The 24,917-nt window shown below is 47.2% G+C and carries 9 protein-coding genes; 7 read left to right on the plus strand and 2 right to left on the minus strand.

Translation table 11 applies throughout. From position 1 onward, the window contains the following. Positions 1-65 precede the first annotated feature (65 nt). On the plus strand, positions 66-1,091 hold the full coding sequence (locus QUB63_RS26245) for a hypothetical protein (RefSeq protein ID WP_332948297.1): 1,026 nt from the start codon (positions 66-68) through the stop codon (positions 1,089-1,091). A 384-nt stretch (positions 1,092-1,475) separates the two neighbouring features. Here the strand turns inward: QUB63_RS26245 and QUB63_RS26250 are convergent, their stop codons facing one another. Continuing rightward, entirely contained in the window at positions 1,476-9,014 is a 7,539-nt protein-coding gene (locus QUB63_RS26250; protein WP_332948298.1) for a calcium-binding protein, read from the minus strand. A gap of 1,563 nt (positions 9,015-10,577) precedes the next feature. Between QUB63_RS26250 and QUB63_RS26255 the strand changes: the two genes are divergently transcribed. The 6 genes from QUB63_RS26255 (at position 10,578) to QUB63_RS26280 (ending at position 23,608) form a co-directional block, all read left to right on the plus strand. Further along, positions 10,578-11,360 carry a sigma-70 family RNA polymerase sigma factor gene (locus QUB63_RS26255; protein ID WP_332948299.1) on the plus strand — a complete coding sequence of 261 codons (783 nt, stop codon included), beginning with the start codon at positions 10,578-10,580 and terminating at the stop codon, positions 11,358-11,360. Then, positions 11,357-12,520, plus strand: coding sequence for a DUF1822 family protein (locus tag QUB63_RS26260; protein WP_332948300.1), 1,164 nt, complete (start codon positions 11,357-11,359; stop codon positions 12,518-12,520). The genes QUB63_RS26255 and QUB63_RS26260 overlap by 4 nt, the downstream gene beginning before the upstream one ends. 31 nt (positions 12,521-12,551) lie before the next feature. Beyond that, positions 12,552-14,435, plus strand: a complete 1,884-nt coding sequence (locus tag QUB63_RS26265) for a CHAT domain-containing tetratricopeptide repeat protein (protein ID WP_332948301.1) — start codon at positions 12,552-12,554, stop codon at positions 14,433-14,435. Next, the gene (locus QUB63_RS26270) at positions 14,432-15,628 is read left to right on the plus strand and encodes a hypothetical protein (protein ID WP_332948302.1); all 1,197 of its coding nucleotides are present in this window, start codon (positions 14,432-14,434) and stop codon (positions 15,626-15,628) included. Before QUB63_RS26265 ends, QUB63_RS26270 begins: the two co-directional genes overlap by 4 nt. 267 nt (positions 15,629-15,895) lie before the next feature. Further along, on the plus strand, positions 15,896-22,201 hold the full coding sequence (locus QUB63_RS26275; RefSeq protein ID WP_332948303.1) for a CHAT domain-containing protein: 6,306 nt from the start codon (positions 15,896-15,898) through the stop codon (positions 22,199-22,201). Between the two features lie 393 nt (positions 22,202-22,594). Further along, on the plus strand, positions 22,595-23,608 hold the full coding sequence (locus tag QUB63_RS26280; RefSeq protein WP_332948304.1) for a tellurite resistance TerB family protein: 1,014 nt from the start codon (positions 22,595-22,597) through the stop codon (positions 23,606-23,608). 201 nt (positions 23,609-23,809) lie between these two features. On the opposite strand, the gene QUB63_RS26285 is transcribed toward QUB63_RS26280, so the two are convergent. Then, positions 23,810-24,382, minus strand: coding sequence for an RNA recognition motif domain-containing protein (locus QUB63_RS26285; RefSeq protein WP_332948305.1), 573 nt, complete (start codon positions 24,380-24,382; stop codon positions 23,810-23,812). Between the last annotated feature and the right edge of the window lie 535 nt (positions 24,383-24,917).

A 24,917-nucleotide genomic window follows, 5' to 3' on the forward strand; every position in this document is an offset into this window, starting at 1 on the left:
GCTCACTTGTAAATTCCGCAGTATGAAGTTGCCACAAGATTGTTTGTGGATACGAAAAATCATCTATGAATTGCGATTATCAGCCGAGTTTTATAGCTATGGTCGCTCGTATAGTGCAAAGTGTGGTGTGGTCTTGTATGAATAGAAATTCAAATCGAAAAATTAATCAAGATGAGCCATTGAGTATCAATTCGGGTCTTTCATCTTCTTTGAGAAAAAACTACTCGATTACTATCATTATCTTAATCATATTAAGCGTACTCAGCATTTCTATTAAATCGGATAAAGTTAACAGCAATATTTGGAGTTTTTCAGTTGAATTAAAGGTTACATCGGTAACTTTAGTTCTTCTCTTTCTTTTTTGGCTTCCTATTTTACTGCCTTGGATTCTTTATCAAATTCCGCAAGTGCAAGGTTCTTTAAATTGGTTACGCGAACAAGGCATTGAGGAAATTGAGACTAATCTACTGAGAATAAAACTAAAATACGGTGTTCAAGAAGCATCAGAAAAATACGAAGAAAAAATATCAGATATTGGGGCTATAAATCTAACATCTCAGGAAACGCAGCAGCAGCTTGAGGGACGCTATCGAGAAGCCATAGCTTTAGTTGATGCTGCGAGCGATATAGATTCAACGGAAGCATTGAAGCGGATAGATCAATTGGCTGGCTATTACGATAGGGTTAGAGATGAAATGCCCTTTGGACCTAACCGCATAAAATTAATGCACGAAATTTCCTCAACAATGTGGACTTTAATTCCTAAAGTTATAAATTTTCCGGTTCATGAAAGATTAAATAGCAAGAAGGGGGGAGAGCGTTTGTCTGCTTACCAGCACGTTGAGTGGAACACATCAACTGATTATATAAATTTGTTAGTTTCTAGAGCAGTTGGTATTATGGAGGTGCCCTACACTCAATACAGTGCTTTATTGGCACTAAGAAGAGTGGTAACAAACAATCAATTTGCTCCCAGTAAATCAGCAGAAATCATAGAGATTTTGAACTGGTCAGCAAATCTTGATTATATGAAGCCAGAACGCCGAAAATTAATGATTGAAATTGCTTCCCTACTAAAAACAAAGGCATAAAGCCTGCTAGTTCCGCCGCATAACAACTCGCTTGCACTCGACCGAATCAACGTCATCGGGTTAGGCACGAAAGGTTATTGGCAGCCGCTGAACAGCAACGTTAGACCGCTAGGTTATCTGTCAGGGGGCAATCGAAAATTGTCGTTGGGGTGCGATTTCCGAAGTAGGTTTGCATCAATGTTTAATGCGCGATCGCAAAGTTACTTGTGAAAATCCTGAGCCAATCTATCAGACTAATTGGTAAAATAGATAGATGCTAGCGATCGCCCCCTTGCGACAAGCTAACCCGGATTTGGTATTACAAACCGCAAAAACTGCAAAAGACCCGGTTTCTTCAAGAAACCGGGTTTTTAATGTATGCGATCGCTTGCAAGCGATCGACAATTACTTCACATTAGAAATGCCAGTTACATTGCTACTTGTTAGCGGGTCGATCGCACTTGGAGTCGGATTAATCAACAGATTCTTGTCCTTAGCAGCAAGGGTAGCATCTGGGGCGATACTATTAACACTGCTTGCCGTCTTAACAGCAGTAGTTGACCCAGTGGTACTGAGACTTAGAGGAGCAAAGAAACCATTACCGTAGATGAGAATGTCATCATCGGTTTGACCAGCAAAGCTCATCATACTGGAGATGGAGCCACCATTGATTAACGGATCGCTGGAGACAGTCTTGGCGGTAGTTGCAGTTAAAGGGCTGGCGCTAGTACCTGCGGGTGATTGTTTGAGAGTTTGACTGGCTGGTGTGACAGCATTGGTGGTAGTTGCGGTGAGAAGGCTGGCGCTAGTACCTGCTGGTGATGGGTTGAGAGTTGGCGTCACAGCATTGGTGGTAGTTGCAGTTGCTGTGAGAATGCTGTCGCTAGTAGCTGCTGGTGACGGATTCAGATTGAGACTTGCTGATGCCGTAGCAGTGCTGTTTTGCGGACTGGGCGAGTTAGTATTAACACTGCCAGTCAGAGAATCGTCAGCATCAACAGAAACACCAGTTAAAGGATCGATATTCGATGGAGTATTGAAACCTTGAGGTAGGGCGCCGTTGTAGCTGTAGGAGACAAAACGAGAACTATCAAGTTGATTGAATTGAACGTCTTTTAAGACTGCTAATTGTTCGCCGCTGTCTGCAATGGTAATCAAAGAATCATTGGTAAAACCGTCGGTTCCTTGGGAAATCTTGATTTGATCGAAGGTGAGATTGCCGTTGAGTCCTAGATAATCTCGATCGACTTGGAAGGAGAAAATCTGATCGACTCCCGCATTTGGCCCGATGACAAACAAGTCGCTAGTGATACCTCCAAACAGCGTATCTTCGCCATTTTCGCCGTTAAGGACGTTGTTGCCTTCGCCACCGTAGAGGAGGTCATTGCCGTCGTTACCGTTCAAGGTATCGTTGCCGCTGCTGCCATTTAACAAGTCGTTGCCGCCCCCGCCATTGAGGATGTCGTCACCCGTACCGGCATCGAGACTGTCATCGCCTAAATCGCCAAACAAATTGTCATTTCCAGCTTCGCCACTTAGCAAGTCGTTGCCGCAACCGCCGTCTAGGGTGTCGCGGCCGGCACCTCCCAGCATCGTGTCATCGTCGCATTGACCGAGTAGCAAGTCATTGCCGGCACCTCCTCCCATGAAATCGTTGCCGGAACCGCCCAAGAGGGTATCGTTGCCCGAATCGCCTGTCAGGGTGTCATCGCCGGAATCGCCGTAAACCAAGTCGTTACTGGCGCCGCCGTCCATCAAGTCAGTTTCGTCGCCACCGTAGAGAGTGTCTTCGCCAACTTCGCCAAAAATCGTGTCTTGCCCTTCACTGCCCGAAATTTGGTCATTACCAGCGCCTCCGAACAGTTTGTCATCATCAATGCTGCCGTCAATTTTGTCGTCGCCAGCCCCTCCAAGTAATTGGTCGTTGCCAGTACCGCCGAAGAGTTCGTCGTTGCCTGCGCCGCCGTCGATGGTGTCGTAGCCGGAACCGCCGTCGATTTTGTCGTCGCCTGCTTCTCCTAGAATGTTGTCGTCGTCTTCGTTGCCCCAAACGTTGTCGTTGCCTGCGTTGGCGTTGATCCAGTCGTTGCCGGCTTGACCCCAAATTTGGTCGTTCCCGTCGCCGCCGTAAATTTCGTCGTCGCCACTTCCGGCATCGATGTTGTCGTTTCCGGTTTGTCCGAAGATGGTGTCAATGTTGTCACCGCCGTAAATTTCGTCGTTGCCGCGGCCGCCGTCGATGAAATCTCGGTCTTCGCGGCCGTAGAGTTCGTCGTCGCCGTCGTTGCCGAATACGCGGTCATTTCCGGTTCCGGCGTCGAGGAAGTCGCTGTCGTCGTTGCCTTCGAGGCTGTCGTTGCCGGATTGACCGAAAATTCGATCGACTCCTTCACCGCCAGACAGAGTATCGTTGTTCGCGCCGCCGTCGATGAAGTCGTCGCCGCTGTTGCCTTCTGCGAAATCGTTGCCGTCGTTGCCGTAAATTCGATCGCGCCCTTCGCCGCCACTCAAGCTATCATCGCCTGCGTTGCCTTCTAGGTAGTCGTCTCCGCTGTTACCAGAGAGGCTGTCGTTGCCGATTTGACCGAAAAGTCGATCGTCCCCTTCGCCGCCATCCAGGCTGTCATTGCCCGATTCACCCCAGAGAACGTCATCTCCGGTTTGTCCCAACAGCGTATCGTTGTTATCGCCGCCCCAGAGTTCGTCATTATCGGCATTGCCTTGTAAAAGGTCATCGCCTGCGCCGCCGTACAATTTATCGCGGCCGTCGTTGCCGAAGAGGGTATCGTTCTCAGTACCGCCGTCCACCATGTCGTCACCGCTACCGCCGGAGAGGGTGTCTTTACCGGCTTCACCGTAAACGTTGTCGCTATCATCGCCGCCGTCGAGAATGTCGTCGCCGAAACCGCCGAACAGGGTATCGCTGCCGGATTCTCCCAGCAAACTGTCGCCGTCGTCGCCTCCCCAGAGGGTGTCGCTGTCGTCGCCGCCGAGGAGGGTATCGAGGCCGGCTTGTCCGTAAATTCGATCGCGCCCTTCATTGCCCTGTAGCAAATCATTCCCCAAACCCCCATCCACAATATCGTCGCCGCGACTGCCGAGAACCGTATCGTTGCCAGCTTGTCCGAACAAACTGTCATTATTTTCGCCGCCGTCTAGGAAGTCGTTACCGTCGCCGCCTTCGAGGGTGTCATTTTCGCTACCGCCATCGAGGGAGTCGTTGCCGAGTTCGCCAAAAAGTCGGTCTGTTCCTGAGTTGCCTTCGAGGATGTCATCGCCACCGCTGCCGTAGAGAGTGTCGCTGTCAGCTTGACCGAGAAGGGTATCGTTGCCTTCGCCTCCTAACAGCGAATCATCGCCAGAACCGCCTTGCAATAAGTCGCTGCCAGCTTGGCCGAACAATGTATCTTTGTCGTTGCCGCCGTAGAGACTGTCATTGCCATCGCCTGCATTCAGAATGTCATCGCCGTTTTCGCCGAACAGGTAGTCATCGCCAGCTTGGGCCAATAAAGTGTCATCACTTTGGCCACCCCAGAGATAGTCGTTGCCACTTCCGGCATCAAGTAAGTCTTTGCCGTCGCCGCCGTACAGAGAATCTTTGCCATCGCCAGCATCGAGGATGTCGTTGCCAGATTCGCCAAACAGGTTGTCGTCGCCTGTTTTACCGAGTAAAGTGTCGTCGTCTTGACCTCCCCAAAGTAGGTCATTGCCACTTCCGGCATCGAGAAAGTCTTTGCCACTATCGCCGTAGAGACTGTCATTGCCATCGCCTGCATTGAGGATGTCGTTGCCAGATTCCCCAAACAGGTTGTCATCGCCAGCTTGGGCTAATAAAGTGTCATCGCCTTGACCACCCCAGAGATAGTCGTTGCCAATTCCGGCATCGAGGATGTCTTTGCCGTCACCGCCGTAGAGGTTGTCGTTGCCTTCTGCTGCATTGAGGGTGTCGTTGCCGCCTTCCCCAAACAGGTTGTCATCGCCAGCTTTGCCGAGTAAGGTGTCATCGCCTTGACCTCCATAAAGTTGGTCGTTGCCAATTCCGGCGTCGAGGATGTCTTTGCCGTCGCCGCCGTAGAGGTTGTCGTTGCCTTCTGCTGCATCGAGGGTGTCGTCGCCGGCTTCGCCAAACAGGTTGTCGTCGCCTTCTTTGCCTAGGAGGATGTCGGCATCGTCGCCGCCGTAGAGTTGGTCGTTGCCGAGGCCTGCGTTGAGGGTGTCTTTGCCGGTGCCGCCGTAGAGGAAGTCGTTGCCAATTCCGGCGTCTAGGGTGTCGTCGCCTGCATCGCCTCTGAGTGTGTCGTTTCCGGCTTCGCCGATGAGGGTGTCTTTGTCGTCGCCGCCGGACATTTCGTCGTCGCCGGTGCCGCCGTAGATTAAGTCGGTGTCTCCTTCTCCGTAGAGTTTGTCGTTGTCGCTTTCGCCGTAGATGGTGTCTTTGTCGTCGCCACCGTACACAAAGTCATTGCCGGCACCGCCGTAGAGTAAGTCTTTGCCTGTTTCGCCGAAAATTGTGTCGTTGCCGTAGCCTGCGTCTCCTGCTACGGTGTCGTCATCGCTACCGGCGTAGATTAGGTCGTCGGCATCGCCGCCTCGGATGTAGTCTCGACCGACTTCGCCGTAAAGGGTGTCTCGGCCTTGGTTGCCGTAGATGCTGTCGCCGCCTTCGCCGCCGTAAATTTCGTCGTCGCCGAATTCGCCGTAGAGTTTGTCGCTGCCTCCGAGTCCGTTGATGCGATCGTCCCCAGCATCTCCAGTGATAACGTTAACGCTATCGTCGCCAGTAATATCATCGTTGTGAGTAGAACCGACGACGTTTTCGATGCCAGTAATTTTGTCTTGGTCGCCCCAGCCGTCTGTAGCATCGCCTGTTTGTAAGTTGACAGTAACGCCGTTGGGGTCGCGACGGTAGCTGAGAATGTCGATGCCTTCTCCGCCGTAAAATGAGTCATTGCCGGCATTGCCAATTAATAAATCGTTGCCTTGTAAAGCCCAAATCCGGTTATCCTTTTCGTTGGCAATCAGGATGTCATCGAAGCGAGTACCGATGATATCTTCGAGATTTTTGAGGGCATCGGTATTGCCAAAACCGTCTTTACCAGTACCGGCTGCAATTTCAAAATCCCGTTCGAGTTCCGTGTAGTATTCGCTGGGATTAGCTGCGTTAACAAATTGTTTGAAACGCTGACTGGTGTTGTTTTCGTAGTCGCTATTTTCGTCAATATTAACGATAACGCCACGGGGAGAATTGATGTAATTAACGAGGTCAATTCCTTCGCCACCGTCAATTAAATCATCGCCGATTTCTCCGATTAATGAGTCGTTGCCGGTTCCGCCGTAAAGTTCGTCATTGCCAGCGTTGCCGTTGAGGGTGTCGTCGCCGGCTTGGCCTAAAAGTACGTCATCGCCGGTGCCGCCAAACAGAGTATCTTTGCCGTCGCCACCATCTATGTAGTCTTGGCCTGCGTCGCCTAGCAGGGAGTCTTCGCCAGCTTGTCCGTAAATATCGTCATCGTCGGCCCCGCCAAAAATTGTGTCTTGGTCATTGCCACCTTCCAACCAGTCGTTGCCGGTGTTGCCTTCGATTAAGTCGCTGCCGGCTTGTCCGTAGATTTCGTCATCGCCTTCGTTGCCTTGGAGGTAGTCTTGGCCGTTGCCGCCATCGATGAAGTCGTCGCCGGTGTTGCCTTGTTGGGTGTCGCTACCGTCGCCACCGTACAGGATGTCGTCGCCTTCGTTGCCTTGGATGAAGTCGCGGCCGCTGCCACCTTCGGCGTAGTCTTCGCCTGCGTTGCCTTGGATGAAGTCGTTGCCAGCTTGGCCGTAGAGTTTGTCGTTGCCTTCGTTGCCGTAGAGTTGGTCGTTTTCGCTGCCGCCGTCGATGATGTCGTCGCCTTCGCGGCCGTAGAGAATGTCGTTGCCTGCGTTGCCGTAGAGGAGGTCGCTGTCGATGCCGCCATCGAGGGTATCTTCGCCTTCGTTTCCTTCTAGGGTGTCGCTGCCTGCTTCGCCGAAGAGTAGGTCATTGCCAGTTTCGCCGTAGAGTTTGTCATTGCCGTTACCGCCGTAAAGTAAGTCGTTTTCGCTGCCGCCGTACAGAGAATCGTTGCCGTTTTCTCCTTTTAAATCATCTTCTCCTGCTTCGCCTCGGAGGTCGTCATTGTCATTACCACCGTAAAGAGAGTCTTTGCCAGTTCCGCCGTACAGAGAATCGTTGCCGTTTTCTCCTCTTAAATCGTCATTTCCATCTTCGCCTCGGAGGTCGTCATGGTCATTACCACCGTAGAGGGAGTCATTGCCAGTTCCGCCGTAGAGAGAATCTTTGCCGTTTTCTCCTCTTAAATCGTCATTTCCGTCTTCGCCTCGGAGGTCGTCATTATCATCGCCGCCGTAAGCTGTATCTTCACCAGTACCACCGTAAAATTTGTCGTCTCCTTTTTGTCCCCAAAAAAGATCATTTCCGCCTTGGCCGTAGAAGATATCGCTATAATCACCGCCGGTCATCGTATCAGCAAAATTTGAGCCGTTGATAATTTCGATATTTCCGAGAGTGTCAACGGTTTTTTGTCCTTTGACAACAAAGCCATCTTCAACTTTGTAAACATCTGAACTGCCAACTTTGTCTGCCCAAACTTTAATTCCAATTGGACTGCCGGAGTAAGTAGCAGTATCAGTTCCTCCTCCACCATCTAAAAAGTCGAAGCCAGAGTCACCGCTTAAGTTGTCATTGGTACTTCCACCTTGCAAGACATCGTTGCGTAAGCCACCCTGAATGTTGCCATCTCCTTTAATCCAGTCATCATCATTGGTGGAATTCGTGGTGACTGTTCCTTTGGGGAAATAGAATCCTTTAGGGTGCAGTTCATAGAAAACATTTTTCAAATAATCATCAACAACGTTTCTTTGTTTATCCAGATATACGTTAAACTCATGTTCTGCTAAACCAGGACTGACCACTCCCACTCCCAGATTTAAAATTTTAGTTAGTTTGTCCCAGACAAATGGGTTGGGTTGATCGAGTTGAAGCCATGTTACTGGATCGTTGTTTTTGAGATTGTTGTTGGCAACATTTTCTCCTTTATATAAATTAAGACCGCCAGCATTGATATAGCTACTTGGAGAACCCATTGCTAGGACTCTAATTCGATGGGCGTTTGCAGATCCTCCCATTTCTTTCAAGCCATCTTCCAGGAAAAAATTGCCTTGAGAATGACCGACGAGAATTAGAGAATTGTTGGGCGTTATCAGCCATTTACCTGCTTCTTGAACCCACAAGCTATTTACATCTTGACTGGGTGCAATATCTGCATACCAGAATTGTTTGAGAGCTTCTTTTAAGTCGGGGTTAAGATTATTAAACAAGCTGTCAATTGCTGCATCAAGTGGCATTGGAAGAAATTTTTGCAAAAAAGTTATTGCTTTGGCTGTGAAATTATCATCCCTGAAAAGGTCAACTGCACTTCCGCCACTAGCAAAAACATTCACAAAGCTTTGAACTAAATCATAAGAGTCTTTAACTGTTTCAAACAAATCGAAAGCACTTTTGACCGTATTAAACAATGAGCCGAAAAACTCACCTAAATTAAGCCCGGAATCTTTAGCATCTTTATATTTTGTTGAATCTCTACGTGTATCTTTCCATTTGATGCTATCAAGAGCCATCTTAAAAAGAAAATCACTAGCGAAAGAAACCAGATCTACAAAACCCTTGCCACCTGATGTATTTAAGTATCTTTCGTCTAGTTCAATTGAACCTCGGAATCCTGATGCGCCGTTGTCCCATTTATTGTTACGAATTTTCCATTGTGCATCAAGTAAATTCAGATCGCGTTTGAATTCACCCTCAAGAGTACGAATTCCGTTAACATACAGAAGATGAGATTTGCCTCCGTTTTCAACCAGTTGGTCGTAAACTTTATCGAAATCAAATTCTTTAGGAGTAGCCATGATTATTGTCCTCTTTTGGTAGATACAAAGTGTGCTGAAAATTGACAAAAAGACTCCGCCGACACGCACAGACGTGTCACATTTACCGAATTTGCTCGCCTGAAAATTAGGGTCGATCGCCCTTCAAGTCAATTCAAGTCAGTTAAGGTATGGTTAAAAACTTCGTGAAGCGAAGCTATCCCGTAGGGAATCGCCCGCAACAACCGCAGACAACCGTCAAAGCCCGATTAGCTTAAAATCCGTATATCTACGCAAAACATACTCAGTGTCTTCGCGTAAACCTCTAAAAACCTCGAAAAATCGTCAAACATACTCAATACACCCCTGAAATTAATAAATTCGATCGCACCATAGGATTTATGCGCGGGTGGCCAGAAACCGGGTTTTTACGAAAATTATGCGCTGTTAGCAGGAGATTCGGCCAAAAACCCGGTTTCTTGAACTTGGTGCGTAAGTCCTTATTTATCTATCAGGGCCGACTCGGTAGTTTTATGCAAAACTCAACCTTTTTTTTGGTAAAGCTTTGTAAAGACTCCGTGAAAGCACCGAAAAGAGTTGGTTTTGGGAGTTGAAGTGCGATCGAATAATGCGCTTTCCCCCCAGCCCGGAAGGTAATTAATTGTCTCCCGGACTTTCGGACTGCGGGATTGCGCGATCGCACGGAGTTGTGCGAAAAATAGCCCCAACTGCCTAACTGTCTCGTACATTTACTTATCAGGGCTAACTCGGTAGTTTTATGCAAAACTCAACTTTTTTTTGGTAAAGCTTTGTAAAGACTCCGTGAAAGCACCGAAAAGATGTGGTTTCGGGTGTTGAAGCGCGATCGGATCGCTCGTTGTCTCACAGTCCGGCAGGGGTTCAAACCCCTGCCTCATAGCGCAAGTCCTCTCAAAGAGGACTGATAAATTCTGCAGTCGTCTTCAGACGACTTTTGCTATGAGGCGGGGGTTTCAACCCCCGCCGGACTCTGCCGGAGTGCACCGAAAAGCCCGATCGACCTGCTTGTGCCAAAGATCCCCCCAACCGCCTAACTGTCTCGTACATTTACTTATCAGGGCCGACTCAGTAGTTTTATGCAAAATCTCACTTTATTTTTGAGAAATTCTGTAAAGACTGCGTGAAAGCACTGGAAAAACCTGGTTTTGAGAGTTGAAGTGCGATCGCCCCAACCGCCTAACTGTCGCTCACATTTACTTATCAGGGCCAACTCAGTAGTTTTATGCAAAATTTCACTTTTTTTTGGTAAAGCATTCTCAAGACTGCGTGAAAGCACTGCACAATCGAGGCAGAGCCTCCGGATATGCGTTATCAGGCAGAGCCTGGTAACGAGTAAATGTAAGGGCGGTGCCTGTGAGTGCACGCCCTCCATCGCCAAGCGCGTCTGTAAACCCGATTGATGGGCGATCGGCCTGTTTACAAAACTCAACTTACAAAAAAAAGCTACATCGACCGCACAGCAAGACTTTTAGTCGCTGCCTCAAAAAACTTTGGGGATTTCGCAAAAAAATTCCTAACTCAACCTGATAAGTAAGTGTAGGAACAAAGTTGCGGCCGCACTTAACTATGAATGATAAATCCAACTCCTCCGAGGGGGAAGACCACTTATCCGACGACTCCGATGCTGTTGCGGGCTCAGGAAAATCTGGAAATTGCGATCGAGATTCTGCCCACCAGCAAATCGTTAAACTCATCACCCAAGCTTGCAAGCATCCCCTGGGAAGTCCCCGGCGAGGTTATTTCTTGGGTAAACTCATTCGAGAGATTCTCAAATCCGGCAAACTCTGGAAAGAAAACACACCTCACTACGAAGAGGCGTTGCACAAGACATGGATCTATCTCTCTGGCAATTTATGTGAAGCTACCACAGCAAAACAAGCTTACGATCCCGAAAAAAGCCTGATTACGACTTGGTTAAATCCCTATCTCAAAAAGCGGCTGTTAGATTGTTGTCTGAAGCAACAACAAGAAAGAGAAAGACAAAGGCGCAATCGCATAGTTTCGTTAGAAGGAGTACAAGACGAAGCAACTATCAATTCAATTAATGATGTCGTCGCCAATTCAGATGTAAGCTTCTATTTAGACGAGCTTATTGAATGGATAGAAGTCGATCCAAATGACGAATTAAAAAGCAGACACGTTAGAGGAAAACCAGAAATTAATTGCCAAGTTTTATTGCAGCGCAAGTGTTTGTACGGTCAAACTTTTCAAGAGATTGCCAAAGAGTTTGGGTGCGCCCCTTCCACCTTATATCAATTGTTCAACAATGACTGTCGGCATCTGCTGCAAAAGTTTTCCGAAAATCAAGGATATCAAACTTTCAACATACCAGGAGTACCAGAACAATGAACCATGACAACCTTTCAAATCTCGAACCTTTGCCCATGCCAATAACTCAAAATTCACTACAACTTGCTCGGCAATTTTCCGCCCAACAGCGCCATCCACAAAGACAAGAGCAAGTTTATCTCAATACTTTGGCAGTGCTTGCAGTTCGGGATTACCTAACAATCTTGAGTATTGACACTGATTTGACTCAATGCGATAGCTGGAATCCGGCAGTGCGCTTGTTTGCTGATGCGGCAGATTTGTATGTTAAAGGATTGGGTAAAATAGAATGCCGCCCGATGAGACATCTCCATCAAAATCTAGCAAAAGCTAACCAAGATTTATCAGCAAATCCACCTGACATTTGTCCGGTGCCCGTGGAAGCAAGGGCAGAACGCATCGGCTATATTGCAGTAGAAATTGATGAAGAGGAAAAAGAAGCCAGATTGCTCGGTTTTTCCCAGACTGCGGATTCAGGCGAATTAGTATTGAGCGAATTACATTCCCTTGACGATTTTTTAGTGCACCTCGAACATTTGTTTGAAGCTAAAGTTGACCTGCGTCAGTGGCTGGTGAATGTGTTTGCGCCTGATTGGCAGCCTTTTGATGCGGTATTTAACCCGCAGCCACAGGCTTCGCCCCCCGAAACAATTGATAATCCGATTCCGTCGAAATTGGGCAATTGGTTTAAGAATATTTTTGAAGCTGGCTGGCAGAAAATTGAGCAAGGTAAACAAAGTTTGGAAGACGCGCTTTTTTCTGAGGAGAAGCCGGATTTTGCATTCCGAAGTGGTGGAAATTATAGATCGGAAGATACTTTACGCGGACATCAAAGCAGTGTCAATATATTTCCAGTAGCAGATGTGACTCGGGCAAAAGTGATTGATTTGGGAATGCGCTTGGGGAGGACAACTGTTGCTTTGTTGGTGGCTATTGCTGAAGATAGCGATCGCACTGTCAGAGTCTGCGTCCAGTTGCATCCGGCGATCGGACAAAGCTACTTGCCTCCTCATACTAAACTCTCCTTAATATCCGACACAGGAGAAATTTTACACCAAGCTGAATCAACGGTGCAAAATTTGTGTATCTTGCTGAACGATTTTGAGGTAGAACCCGAAGAGAGTTTTAGCATCCGAGTAGCCCTAGAAGATTCGATCGTGACAGAAAATTTTGTGGTATGATTTTGAAAATCACTGCACTCGCATCCAATTTATGAGCTGGACTATCATCTTGGCTTTGGGATATGGGAGTCTAAAAGACGGGTTTCCTCACGTCACAGCGGAACTCAAAGAAACAGGAAAAACCTTCGCTCAATTTTCAGGAAGCTTGCCGCCAGCACTGGAAATTGAGGAATTGCACAAAAGGTGGAAACTGCTTTGTAATGCGCTCAAATCTCGGAGTGGTGAGACTCGAATTAAGGTAAAATCCACAGGCGTCACAAATATTTCTGAGGACAAACCTGAAGCCCTATATCGGAGTTTGCAGGAATACATGAAAATGTGGCTGAAAGCTGACGAGTCTTTCCGAGAAATTGAGTTAAACCTCAGAACAGAAATCAGCAATAGATCCGAATGCTTTAAAATATTTTTAGAAGTCGATAATTCTGAAATCTGGGAGTTGCCTTGGGATGCGTGGGCATTTCGCGAAGTTTACCCTAACTGCGAAATAATTCCCACTTCGTCAGAATATAAAACAATTACTCGACAGACAACCGCAGTAGAAATAGCTCGACCTTCCCGAGGCAGGATTTTATGTGTTTCAGGCAACAGTCAGGGAATTGATGTTAAACAAGATAGCAGAATTATTCAAGAACGTTTTGGCGATAGTTGCGAATTAATATTTCTGAAAGAGCCGACACATCAAGAATTACACGATCGCCTTTTTGATGAAAAAGGCTGGCAAGTTTTATTTTTTGCGGGACACAGCAACAGCGACAAAAATGCTGCTAACGGACGGCTGTATATCAATCAAAATCCTGACAACAATAGTATTACAGTAGAGGAGCTAAAAACAGGTTTAAAAAAAGCTATTAGTAACGGCTTGCAGTTGCTAATTTTTAATTCTTGTTCGAGCTTGGGAATTGCAACGGATATAGTTGCTGAAGGTCTGGATTTGCCGTCAATAATTGTGATGCGGGCGCCGCTACCAGATTTAATTGCTCACGATTTTGTCAAGTCTTTGTTTGGATATTTGGCATTGGGAGATGCTTTGTTTTTGGCAGTGCGAAAAGCTAAGGATTACTTGCGGCGCTGGGACTCTCGATTTCCGGGTGCGAGCGGGATTCCAATGCTGTGTCAGCATCCGACGTTTGAGGAGTTTATTTTAGTGCAATCGGAAGCCGATCGCCCTTTCACTGCACCGACAGATGATGTAGCGCCCGTGAAGGGAAGCTATCCCGTAGGGAATCGCCGCCCAAACCACCCGCAATTTACGATTCCAACTAAATTTATGCAGCGTACCAGCATCAGTTTAGCTGTTTTGGCGATCGGCTATCCACTCATCGGCCCGCATCTGGCAGATAAAATCAATACATTTGGCATGGAAAACCACCGCAACAATCAATTTTTAATCGCGAAAGTTTCATACAGTCTAGCTGCATCAATCAATCCTACTAACGGTGAGTCTTCCTATAACTTATCTTTGCTGTGCGATCGATTAAACGAAGACGAGTGCGCGCGAGAAGCAATGAAACAAGCAGTCTGGCGAGGACTTCCAGAAGCTTATGCCCAAATATCTCGATCGCTGATTATCAAAAAGAAACCTGAATCCGCTTTAAAAGTAATCGGAATGTGTTTAGAACAAACTCAATTTGATGGAGTGAAATCAGCTTGTTTCAAGAATCGCGGCTGGCTGCGCTTGAATCAAAAGCGATACGGCGCAGCGGAAACCGATTTAAGACAAGCAATATCTCTCAGCAATAATACTCCCGAAGCTCAATGCCTTTTAGCGCAGGTACTGGAAGCTAAAGGGAAACCGCAAGAAGCACTCACACATTGGCAAGAAACACTGAAATCTGCCAATTCCAGCATACCAGAACAAGATGAATGTATCCAAATGGCAAAGGAACGTTTACCAATAATAGGAAAAAGTCAATGAAAAAACAGACGACTTTTGTTATGGGTGCAAGTGCGATCGCATTTACATTGATTGCGATCGATATTTTGCCTCATCCCCACTTCGGAATTGAGGCCAATTTATCCAAAATATCCGCCAACAATCCGATAATTTCCCCAGCAATCGCAGCAACGACAAGAATACCCAACGGACAAATCCTAAATATTAGCGGCGAAGTGCAACTACAGCGTCAAGATGGCAGAAATGTTCGCCCGACAGCCGGTACGCCGATTTATCCGGGTGACAAACTGCAAACTTCACAAAACGGACAAATTACGATTCAATGTGCAGATTTAGGAATTAAGTCAATTAAAGCGGGTGAAAATCAATTAAATAGCTGTTTGTTGGCTAGCGACAAGTCGCAGTCTGACTGCAATAAAAATTTAATTAGATGTCCCGATCGCGGCGACGATCAAATTGTTTGGAACAACGCGCCAATTCCTTATATAATCAGTCCGAGGCGGACGAAATTGCTGGGAAATAAGCCAACTTTGCGCTGGAATCCGGTTGCGGGTGCGACTAGCTATAAGTTGAGCATCCTGGAAAATAAAGCGAAGTTAAATTGGGAAATGACGGTTAACGGTACTGAGGCGGTGTATCCGGGGGAACCGGCGCTGAAACCGGGTGTTAAGTACAGGTTGATTGTGGAGGCGAATACGGGGGTTTCTTCGGAAAGTCCTCTGGGAGAGGGCGATACAGAGTTTCGATTGCTGGATGAGAAGGAGGTTGAAGGGGTTAAGGAGGCTGTGGGGGCGATCGAGCAACAAGTACCGAATGCAGCGAGTCAGAAATTGGCGATCGCACAGATTTATCTTAGCACAAACTTGATTGCCGAAGCAATAGAAACCTTAGAAAGCTTACCAGCAGCGGGAGTTGAGACAGCGCCCATCTACCGGAGGTTGGGAGAAATGTATCAAGGGCGATCGCAATTGATGCCGCAGGCTAAATTCTACTATTTAAAGGTGATTAGTACAGCAAAACCGGACGATATCGAAGAGCTAACTGAGGCGCGTTACGGTTTGGGAGAAGTCCATTCATCTATGAGGGAGAATCTCGAAGCGATGCGGTATTTGAAGTTGGCAAAAGACGGATATCAAACTTTGGGAGATGTGCAAATGGTGGAAAAAATAGGGAAGCAGTTGCAAGATGTGCAAAGGAGAGAAGAGAGGAAATAGTAATGGGTTGTGACGTTAATTCCGGCAGGGGTTTAAACCCCTGCCTCAAAGCTCAACTCCTCTGAAGAGGACTGAATAATTGATCGTTATGGCACAACTTTCATACTCAACAAAGATATGTAGTTTCGCCTCAGCGCCCAAGCGCAATTCTCTACCGAAAACCCTGTTTTTATACAGTCCTCTTTAGAGGACTTTCGCTATGAGCCAGGGGTTTAAACCCCTGGCGGACTATCGGATGGTGCAAGATATCATCTACTAACAAAAACTATGAAATCAGCAGATAAAAACAATCTATTTCTCCTAACATTCCTCTCCTTCAGCACCTTAGCAACTTGGGAAACAGGACTTTTCACCCCATCGCAAACAGCCACAGCCCAAATCACCCCCGCCACCGACGGCACGAATACTCAAATCAGCCCCAATGGCAATCAATTCAACATTCAAGGTGGTCAACAATCCAGCGACAGTACAAATCTGTTTCACAGTTTCCAACAATTTGGTTTAACTGAAGGACAAACTGCCAATTTCATCTCAAATCCCAGTATCCGCAATATTTTAGGGCGAGTTGTCGGCGGCGATGCTTCGATAATTAACGGCTTAATTAAAATTACGGACGGGAATAATACCAATTTATTTTTAATGAATCCGGCGGGGATTGTTTTCGGTGCAAATTCCAGCTTAAATATTCCCGGTTCTTTCACCGCGACTACTGCTACAGGAATTGGTTTCGGCAACAACTGGTTTAGTGCCGTTGGCACGAATAATTATGCACAGTTACTAGGAAGTCCGAACAGTTTTGCTTTTACAAATTTACAGCCGGGAGCAATTATCAATTTAGGCAGTTTGGCTGTGAAACAGGGACAGAGTTTAACTTTGTTGGGCGGCACGGTTTTGAGTACGGGACAACTTGCTGCACCGGGAGGAAATATTACTATTGCTGCTGTCCCCGGTCAAAATTTAGTCAGAATTAGCCAAGCTGGAAACTTATTGAGTTTGGAAGTTCAGCCGCAATCTGTAGCTACCAATTGGCCTCAAAATTGGGTGTTACCAGTTGCATCTTTGTCTCAGTTATTGACGGGTGGAGGTGGAAGTGCAACGGGAGTGACAGTTAATGCTCAAGGGCAAGTTGTATTAACGGGTTCTGGTTTACAGGTAAAGAATGGAGATGTGGTTTCTGGGGCATATACGGGTGCATCTCTCAAGGTAGATACGACTTCGGGTACGGGAAATATTATTTTTACTGGAGATATTAACATCACAAGTCCAAATGCAGCTTTTGCTGATGCTACTACAGGTGATGAATTTATATTGGGCAGTTCGCGATCGCTAATTTTGCGCTCGGGCGGCAACATTAAAGTAGGAAACATTGACACGTTTCCCGAGCCAAAATTTTTCTCAAGAATTGGTCAAACTGGCCCGGTAATTTTGCAAGCCACAGGCAACATTCAAACAGAAAAAATTAAGACCGATAATTTTGGGGGCGATGCTGGTTCTATATCTTTGACTGCTGGAGGAAATATTGCAACAGGAGCGCTTTCTACTATAGTTACTTCTGTTAACGGCAAAGGCGGTAATATTACTGTTAATGCCGGTGGCAGCATTACTACGGGCGATCTACATTCTTTCTCACCCAGCGCTGCGGGTGACATTACTCTCAAAGCAAAAAACGATATTACTTTAGACTGTGCTTCCCCTAGTTTTTGCATAGAGAGTTTTGCAGGAGGAGTTCCTGGTTTAATAGCTACTGGCAACAGCGGTAATGTTACCCTCATCAGCGAACAGGGAGCTATTATTTTTCCTCCAAATGGAGTACATATCAGCACTGGAAATGGCGATTCCCCCGGCCGTCCTGGTTCTATAACGTTACAGGCAAATCGTAACATTAATGTATATCTTATAGGCTCACCTAGTTCAGGTGGATCGAAAGCAGATGGTGGGAATATCAATATTACCAGTGTAAATGGCAATATTGAGCTTGGCGACATCAATAATTCTTCAGACAACGGTAAGGGCGGCAATATTACTATCTCTACCAGTGGAAATATTAGAGCAGGTGACGTATTAAACTACGGTAAATTGCAAGGTGGTATTATTGATTTTACTACCGCGAATGGCAGCATCACTACTGGAAAATTAAATGCAACTAGCTCTCAGGATTCAGGAAATGATATTATTTTTAACCCGGAAAATGGCGGCTCAATTACTTTAAAAGCCGATCGCGATATTACTACGGGCAATCTCAGTGTAATGGCGAATCAAAACGGCGGCCCGATCGCACTTACGAGCGGCGGTGCCATCAATACGGGCGCGATCGACACCACGGGCGATCGCACTGCTGGCAGTATCACCTTTCAAGCTAACAGCGGTATCAAAACATCAGCCACAGGAACAACAATTACAGGTCTTTCTGCTAATGGCAATGGCAGCAACGTTACCTTATCTACTGTCAGCGGTAATATTAATGTAGGAGATTTGTTAGTTTCCGGTAAATTACAGGGTGGAAATATTAGTGTCACCAATACGAATGGCGATATCACTACAGGTAAGTTAATTACAAGTTACGATGGTTCCGATAAAAGCCTGACAACTAACAAAGGTGGGACAGTTACTTTAAATGCTAAAGGAAATATTACCACCAGCGCTATCCAAGCAATTGGTGTTCAAGAGGGCGCTGCGATTTCTCTGAAAAGTGACGGTTTCATTAATACGACTGGCGGCCTCATAAATGCGATCGGCGGTAACAGCGGTGGCAATATTTCCCTCGAAGCTAGTAGCAATATCACTACCGCCGGAATCGGAGCTTTATTATTAAGCGGATTCAATGGAAATAGCGGCAATCTTCGCATTCAAAGCGGCGGTAATATTGACACAACTGCCGGCCCGCTGATTACTGCTGCGGGAAGTGGCAAAGGTGGAAATATTGCCATAGATGCTAAAGGAACTGTGGCGACATCTAATATTAATTCCCGCAGTTTTGCTACGAACACGACTGTCACTGGCGGCAATATAGAGCTTAAGGCAAATAGTATTACTGTGGGCGGAACTATCGAAACTAACCGCAATAATATTACGTTTGCTGCTCCGGTAACACTGTCTAACGACCTCTATGTAAGAATTATGGAGACGGGCGACATTACTTTTAGTTCTACTGTTGATGGCTCGCACAATCTTACCGTCAAACCCGATGCGGGAGTTGTTCAGTTTGGCGGTGCGATCGGCAATGTGACTCGTCTCAACAGTATCAATATTCAAGATGATATTCCCAAATCTACCGCCGCGATCGACATTGCTACAACTAATAATATTACTACTCAAAATATTATCTCGGACGCTGGAATTTATTTGTACAGCGAGAAGGGAGGAATTACTACAAAAAATCTCCAAGGGACAGCAGGAATTTATTTGTACAGCGAGAAGGGAGAAATTAAAACTGAGAATCTTAACTCGACTTCCCCTAACAATGGCGGCAATATCGAGCTGAATGCTGGCACTAATATCACTGCTGGTGATATCAATTCCTCGGCAGATGGTAATGCCGGCAATATTTTGCTCGACGCTAACGGCAATATTAATGCTGGAAAAGTTAACTCTTCTGCTGGGGGGAATGCGGGCGATGTCAGGGCGATTAACCGCAGCAGTGCTGGCAATATTGTTGTCAGTCAAATTAATGCTGAGAGTCGGGGCACGGGTACGGGCGGAAATGTTGGGATTTTGACCGAAAATTTTTTTCGCTCGCCCAATTCGTTTATAGATAGAAACGGCATCAATGCTAGCATCTCTACGGCTGGAAGTCTAGGAGATGCTAGCGGCGGTACGATAATTATCCGCCACGGGGGCGCGGGAATCACGCCTTTTATTGTCGGCAATTCTCAAACAAATGGAACTGCTGGTGCAATTACTAGGGGAAATAGTAATCCCCAACAAACGATTTCGCCCGATCGCAGTTATCGTTATACTTACAAACAGGATCGCGATCGCATTCAAATTATCTCGGTTCCTGAAATCGTTACGCCCGCACCAACTCCCGCACCGACAGCGAGTGCAACTCCCGCACCCACAGCCACACCAACTCCCGCACCGACAACCGCACCAACTCCCGCACCGATAGCGACGGCATCCCCCGCACCGACAACCGCACCAACTCCCGCACCAACAACTACTCCAGCGACTGCACCTTTACTTATACCCAGACGCCAGCCGCCACAGGGTTTATCCCCCGCCCCAACGCCATCCCCAACACCAGAAACCTCGGCACCAACCCCATCCCCAACACCCGAAAGCTCGATCGCAACTTCATCCCCAACACCCGAAAGCTCGATCGCAACCCCAACCCTATCCCCAACACCCGAACCCGCGCCGATCGATTTTTCCGCCATCCAAGAACTGCTAAACACCAATTTCTTCACACTGCCGCCCCGCACAACCCGCACACAGCCTTCAGCGCCAACAACTCCCGGCGCCGCCGCCCGAATACCCGCCCCGCCGACAATTCCCCCGATCGCCCAACTCACCGCCCCGATCGCACCTCCCAGCGCGATCGCACCTCCCAGCGCGATCGCACCTCCCAGCGCGATCGCGCCAAATCCATCGCCTGCAGCCCTTCAAGCCCCTGACAACCGGCCTGTAGCCCAAATTCAGCCTGTACCTGCACCCATTCCAGCAGCCCTTCCCGCACCCGTTCCCGCACCCATTCCCGCAGCCGCAGCAGTGCCCGCCCAAGCGCAAAATCCGCAACAGGAATTAGCTGTTTTAATTGGCGATTTATTAGGAGCAAAAACCTCTGTCACCCCAAATCCTGAAACAGGAAGCAGCACTTTTAATTGGGCATTTACCGATCCAAATAGAAACTTTTCGCTCACACCACCGCCCGTTGAAAAACAACCTAATCTTACTTTTATACCCCCTTCAGAAAACCCGCCAGAAAACCCGCCACCGCCAAGCTCTTCTCTTTCCGAAAAATCCGACGGATGGATAGTCTTAACTCCCAATCCTGCGCCTGCTATTGAGCCACCAGTTACTGAAATCGAGCCTAATTCCTTAGCAAACATTCCCGAAACCACTCCGCCGCCAACTCCAGCGCCAGCACCAACTCCAGCACCAACTCCAGCACCAATTCCAGCACCAACTCCAGCACCAACTCCAGCACCAACTCCAGCACCCGCACCAATTCCAACTCCAGCACCAACTCCAGCAGCCCAAACTCCCGCACCCGCAGATATCCCAAATCTTATTCCCTTAGAAATCAGCAGATCGATCGTCGAACAAACCTTAGATCAAAACAATGCGAATGATGCTGTTCCCCTAATTGATAAACTGTTTGAACAAGACTATGAAAATTATTATGAGGAAGATTTCACCGACAAAAAAGTAACGGTTCAATATCTGAGAGAAACTCTGAAAACCATCAAGGAGGAAACCGGAAAGCAAGCTGTCATTGTTTACGCGATCGTCCGCCTCCAAGAATTGTCGTTAGTGTTAGTAGTTCCCGACGGCCCTCCTATTCTCAAAAATATCCGTGTCGAGAGCAAAGATTTGCTAAAAACAGTGGCTGAGTTTCACCGCTCGTTAGCTAAACCCAATGACTCGGAAGATCCCGAATATTTAGCAAATGCTCGGCAACTTTACCAGTGGCTAATTGCGCCTATCCGTTCAGATTTAGAAGCGCTAAATGTCGATACGCTAGTTTTTTCCTTCGATGCCGGTTTGCGACAGTTGCCGCTAGCAGCTTTGCACGACGGCAAGCAATTTCTAGTAGAAAAGTACAGCCTCGGCTCAATTCCCAGTGTCAGCTTGACTAACACGAATTATCAAAGTTTGCAAAAGGCGCAAGTTTTGGCAATGGGTGCTTCGGAATTTCCCCACACAAATAAACCTAATTTGCCTGCGGTGCCGATCGAATTATCTGCGATCGCCGGTACTATCCGCAACAGGAAACAGCCAGCCGGATTGACCAGAAATGAAAGTTTTCTCAATCCTGCTGCCGAATTTCCCTTGTGGCGGGGACGCTCTTTTCTCAATCAAGACTTTACTCTGGAAAATCTCACCAAACAGCGGCAGCAACAGGCTTTTGACATTGTGCACTTAGCTACTCACGCCAGCTTTCCGCTCAATCAAAACGGACGCAAGGAAGCTGCAATTGACCTGTGGAACCAGTCTTTGGCTTTGGATGAATTTAGGTTGGCGAAGTGGTACGATCGCCGACAAGTCGAGTTATTGGTGCTGAGTGCGTGCGAAACTGCGATCGGCGACAGTACAGCAGAAATGGGATTTGCTGGGCTGGCAGTCCGCAGCGGTGTAAAATCAGCTTTGGCGAGTTTGTGGAACTCTAATGATTTCGCCACTTTAGGGCTGATGACTGAGTTTTACGGTAATTTGCGATCGGCTCCCATTAAAGCCGAAGCGCTCCGACAAGCCCAACTGGCAATGCTCCGCAAACAAATTGTAATTAAAGATGGCAAGTTGGTGGGAACTAAAAGTGCGATCGACCTCAATCAAGCCGGACAAGTAGCAAATTCCGATTTATCTCACCCCAAATTTTGGGCCGGATTTACAATAATTGGCAGTCCTTGGTAAGTTAATTGGAGATTTGATTTTTACCAAGTCGTAAGGTGCACCGCTGGGTGCAAAGCGTGTCAACTTAAGACTAAAAGCCTTGATAAATCTCCTTTATCCCCAAGTCTAGAGCCCCCTCGCATACCCCCTACTCCCCCGATCGAATAGGGACGCAAGAACGCTCTTGTCCCCCCCTTAAAAAAGGGGGGGTAGGGGGGAATCTCAAAGACTGTGGACTCACACAGTAGACTGATACTACTTTTGAGCTGGTTGTTGACACGCCTTGCGATCCGCAGCCGCCCTACATTGACTGGCGGGATTTTGCAACGCCGTAAATGTATCCCAGACGACTATCTTTTTATGTCATAAATTTGCTATGAATAGCAAAACTAAACACTCTTTGGAGCAAAACCTGTGAGCAAGTTTGATAAAATATTCAATTCAGAAGACAAATCCGAAGCCAGCTTGACTCCAGAGGAATCCGTAGCGGCGGTAGCGCTTGTCGCAGCCGAGGCAAATTCCCCTGACGCGGATGCTGATATCTTAGAAAGCATACTTTGGGACTCAGAAATATTTGCTGAATACTTGGAAGATGATATGTCAGCAATGTTTCAAAAACTCGCAGGTATTATCGCCCAAGACGGTTTTGGAGCATTATTTAATACTGCTTGGGAATCAATGCCCGATGAGTTAGTGTTGGATACTTTTGCCATCACCGCAGCAATGTTTGTCGCCGATGGAGAAATATCCCAGAAGCACCTGCCTTTTCTCCAGGAATTTCAGCAAGTATTAGGTGTAGAGGATGAGGAAGCTGAGGAAATTATCGATGATGTAATTGCTGCATACTCGGAAGTAGAGGAGGAAGAACCTGATTTAGATTTAGATGGGCCATTGTACGTATCTCCTGAAGGCAATTTTAGCGTCCCGATTCCAGTTGACGAGCAAAAAGGCGGTAGAATTGACGAGGAAGAAGGCTGTGTCGCATTTTCTGACGACTTTGGCGTTTTGCTGAAAATTGATTATTTCCCGATTGCTGGTGAAGTGGAAGAAACAATCGAGTCAGTTGGCGAGGAAGCTTATCTCAAGTCTTTTCTCGACAATTTTGTTTCTCAGGCAATTCTTGCTAATGTTCCTAATTCTAAGTTACTCCACACGGAATATTTAGAAGATGAAGAAGCTTATTTTGCGGTTGTCGATATGCCTGCGGGTGCAACTCTCAGCGTGCAAGAAAACGAGGGCCCTCTGACTCGGCTGGATGCTTACCGGGGACTTATGGCTTTTGTCGCTGACGATTTTTGCTACACGGTAAGCTGTCAGCGAATTTATCAGGACAAAGACGAATTGGGTTCCCTTGAGTCTGAAGTTGAGGGGATTATGAACAAGATTTTCGACTTTATTGAGACGATCGAGTTCTCGGCTCTCGAATAAACAGGACTTATACCTTTTTCGATTAAAGAATTGGGACTGGTTCGATCGGGGTTATTTTACCGGACTGCTAGATATGAGAGGTTTTTTAGCAGAAAATAGTGCGATCGAGAATCAATCAAAAAGCCTAATTCTCGATCGCACTTCCAAATAAAATCAGTCAACCGCAGTCGAAAGACAGCAGCAACTAGCCGCCATTTTCGACTAATTAGTAGTCTGAGCTTCCACCAATCTTTGCTTGAGTTCTTCCAGAGCGCTCGCCCAGCGCGGATCTGGCTGCACCGAACCGGAATCGGCGCTCGACACCGTTGTTGCCGACTGATTGCGGCGAGACTTGTTGTTGTCACCCCGACGGCGATTGCTTTTGCTAGAACCGCCGCCTCCACCTTGGGTAGGGGGAGCCTCGCGCTTCTGTTGCTGCGGCGCAGGTACAGGCACAGGCTGCGACGCCGACGCGGACACCAACTGCGGTGAAGCAGGCGACGATGACTGCTGCTGATCGTCTTCGCCCTTCTCAGATTTACCCTTAGAGCGGGGCAGTGCCTTCTCTATTTTCAGCGGGTTTTCTTTGAACATCAAGCCGTTGTATTTCTCAATAACTTGGTCGGCTTGTTCGTCGGTGAGCACCGTCACAAAACCAAATCCCCTGCATTTACCAGTTTTGCGGTCTGTAATTACCTTTGTGGTAACAGATTCGCCCTCCGGTGCAAAAACTTCTTGCAATTCTTGGCGATCGAGTTCCTTGGGTAGATTGCCAACATAAAGACGAATAGACATGAAAAATTCCTCCTGACTTGGATTTTAATTAATTTGCTCGAACAGAATTACCTGAAGTCAACTGAATATTGACCCCCAGAAACACCGCACAACCGCAGAATTTGCGCATTCCTCCCACCAACCTTGACAGATCCCCCCACCTTTTAGAACAAAAAGATGATTTACTCTGATAAGGCCGGAACTTAACCGCCGATGCAGAGAGCTTTTAAATCTCAGGTTGTTGTGTAAACTTTTAGTCATCACTCAAATGTTGAGGCTATTGGCTATTCTGTATTACTTGCTTCCGGTTTTGATTCAGAATGTTTATAGCCAGCGCCGTGTAGAAATTTATGTCCAAGGATGTCAATTGCAAGCGATCGGAATGCCAGTATTCAGTCTAATACAGTGAGGGAGAAAATCGCTAACATTTTTTGGGCCAGTCATCTTACCTCACTTCTAATCTCGCTCCTAATGCTGAGGACTGCTCATTTACCCGGTATCCCGATTTGAGGGCCCGGCAGCGTCCGACCATTCTTTAAAGGTATCACAGCCTTGG

The organism is Microcoleus sp. ARI1-B5 (assembly GCF_036705795.1).
In the GTDB taxonomy this organism is placed as follows: domain Bacteria; phylum Cyanobacteriota; class Cyanobacteriia; order Cyanobacteriales; family Microcoleaceae; genus Microcoleus.

Excerpts from the sequence above, each read along its gene's own strand:
- QUB63_RS26275 (WP_332948303.1), top strand. The coding sequence starts at position 15,896 with ATGAAATCAGCAGATAAAAACAATCTATTTCTCCTAACATTCCTCTCC.
- QUB63_RS26285 (WP_332948305.1), bottom strand. The coding sequence starts at position 24,382 with ATGTCTATTCGTCTTTATGTTGGCAATCTACCCAAGGAACTCGATCGC.
- QUB63_RS26250 (WP_332948298.1), bottom strand. The coding sequence starts at position 9,014 with ATGGCTACTCCTAAAGAATTTGATTTCGATAAAGTTTACGACCAACTG.
- QUB63_RS26255 (WP_332948299.1), top strand. The coding sequence starts at position 10,578 with ATGAATGATAAATCCAACTCCTCCGAGGGGGAAGACCACTTATCCGAC.
- QUB63_RS26260 (WP_332948300.1), top strand. The coding sequence starts at position 11,357 with ATGAACCATGACAACCTTTCAAATCTCGAACCTTTGCCCATGCCAATA.
- QUB63_RS26265 (WP_332948301.1), top strand. The coding sequence starts at position 12,552 with ATGAGCTGGACTATCATCTTGGCTTTGGGATATGGGAGTCTAAAAGAC.
- QUB63_RS26245 (WP_332948297.1), top strand. The coding sequence starts at position 66 with ATGAATTGCGATTATCAGCCGAGTTTTATAGCTATGGTCGCTCGTATA.
- QUB63_RS26270 (WP_332948302.1), top strand. The coding sequence starts at position 14,432 with ATGAAAAAACAGACGACTTTTGTTATGGGTGCAAGTGCGATCGCATTT.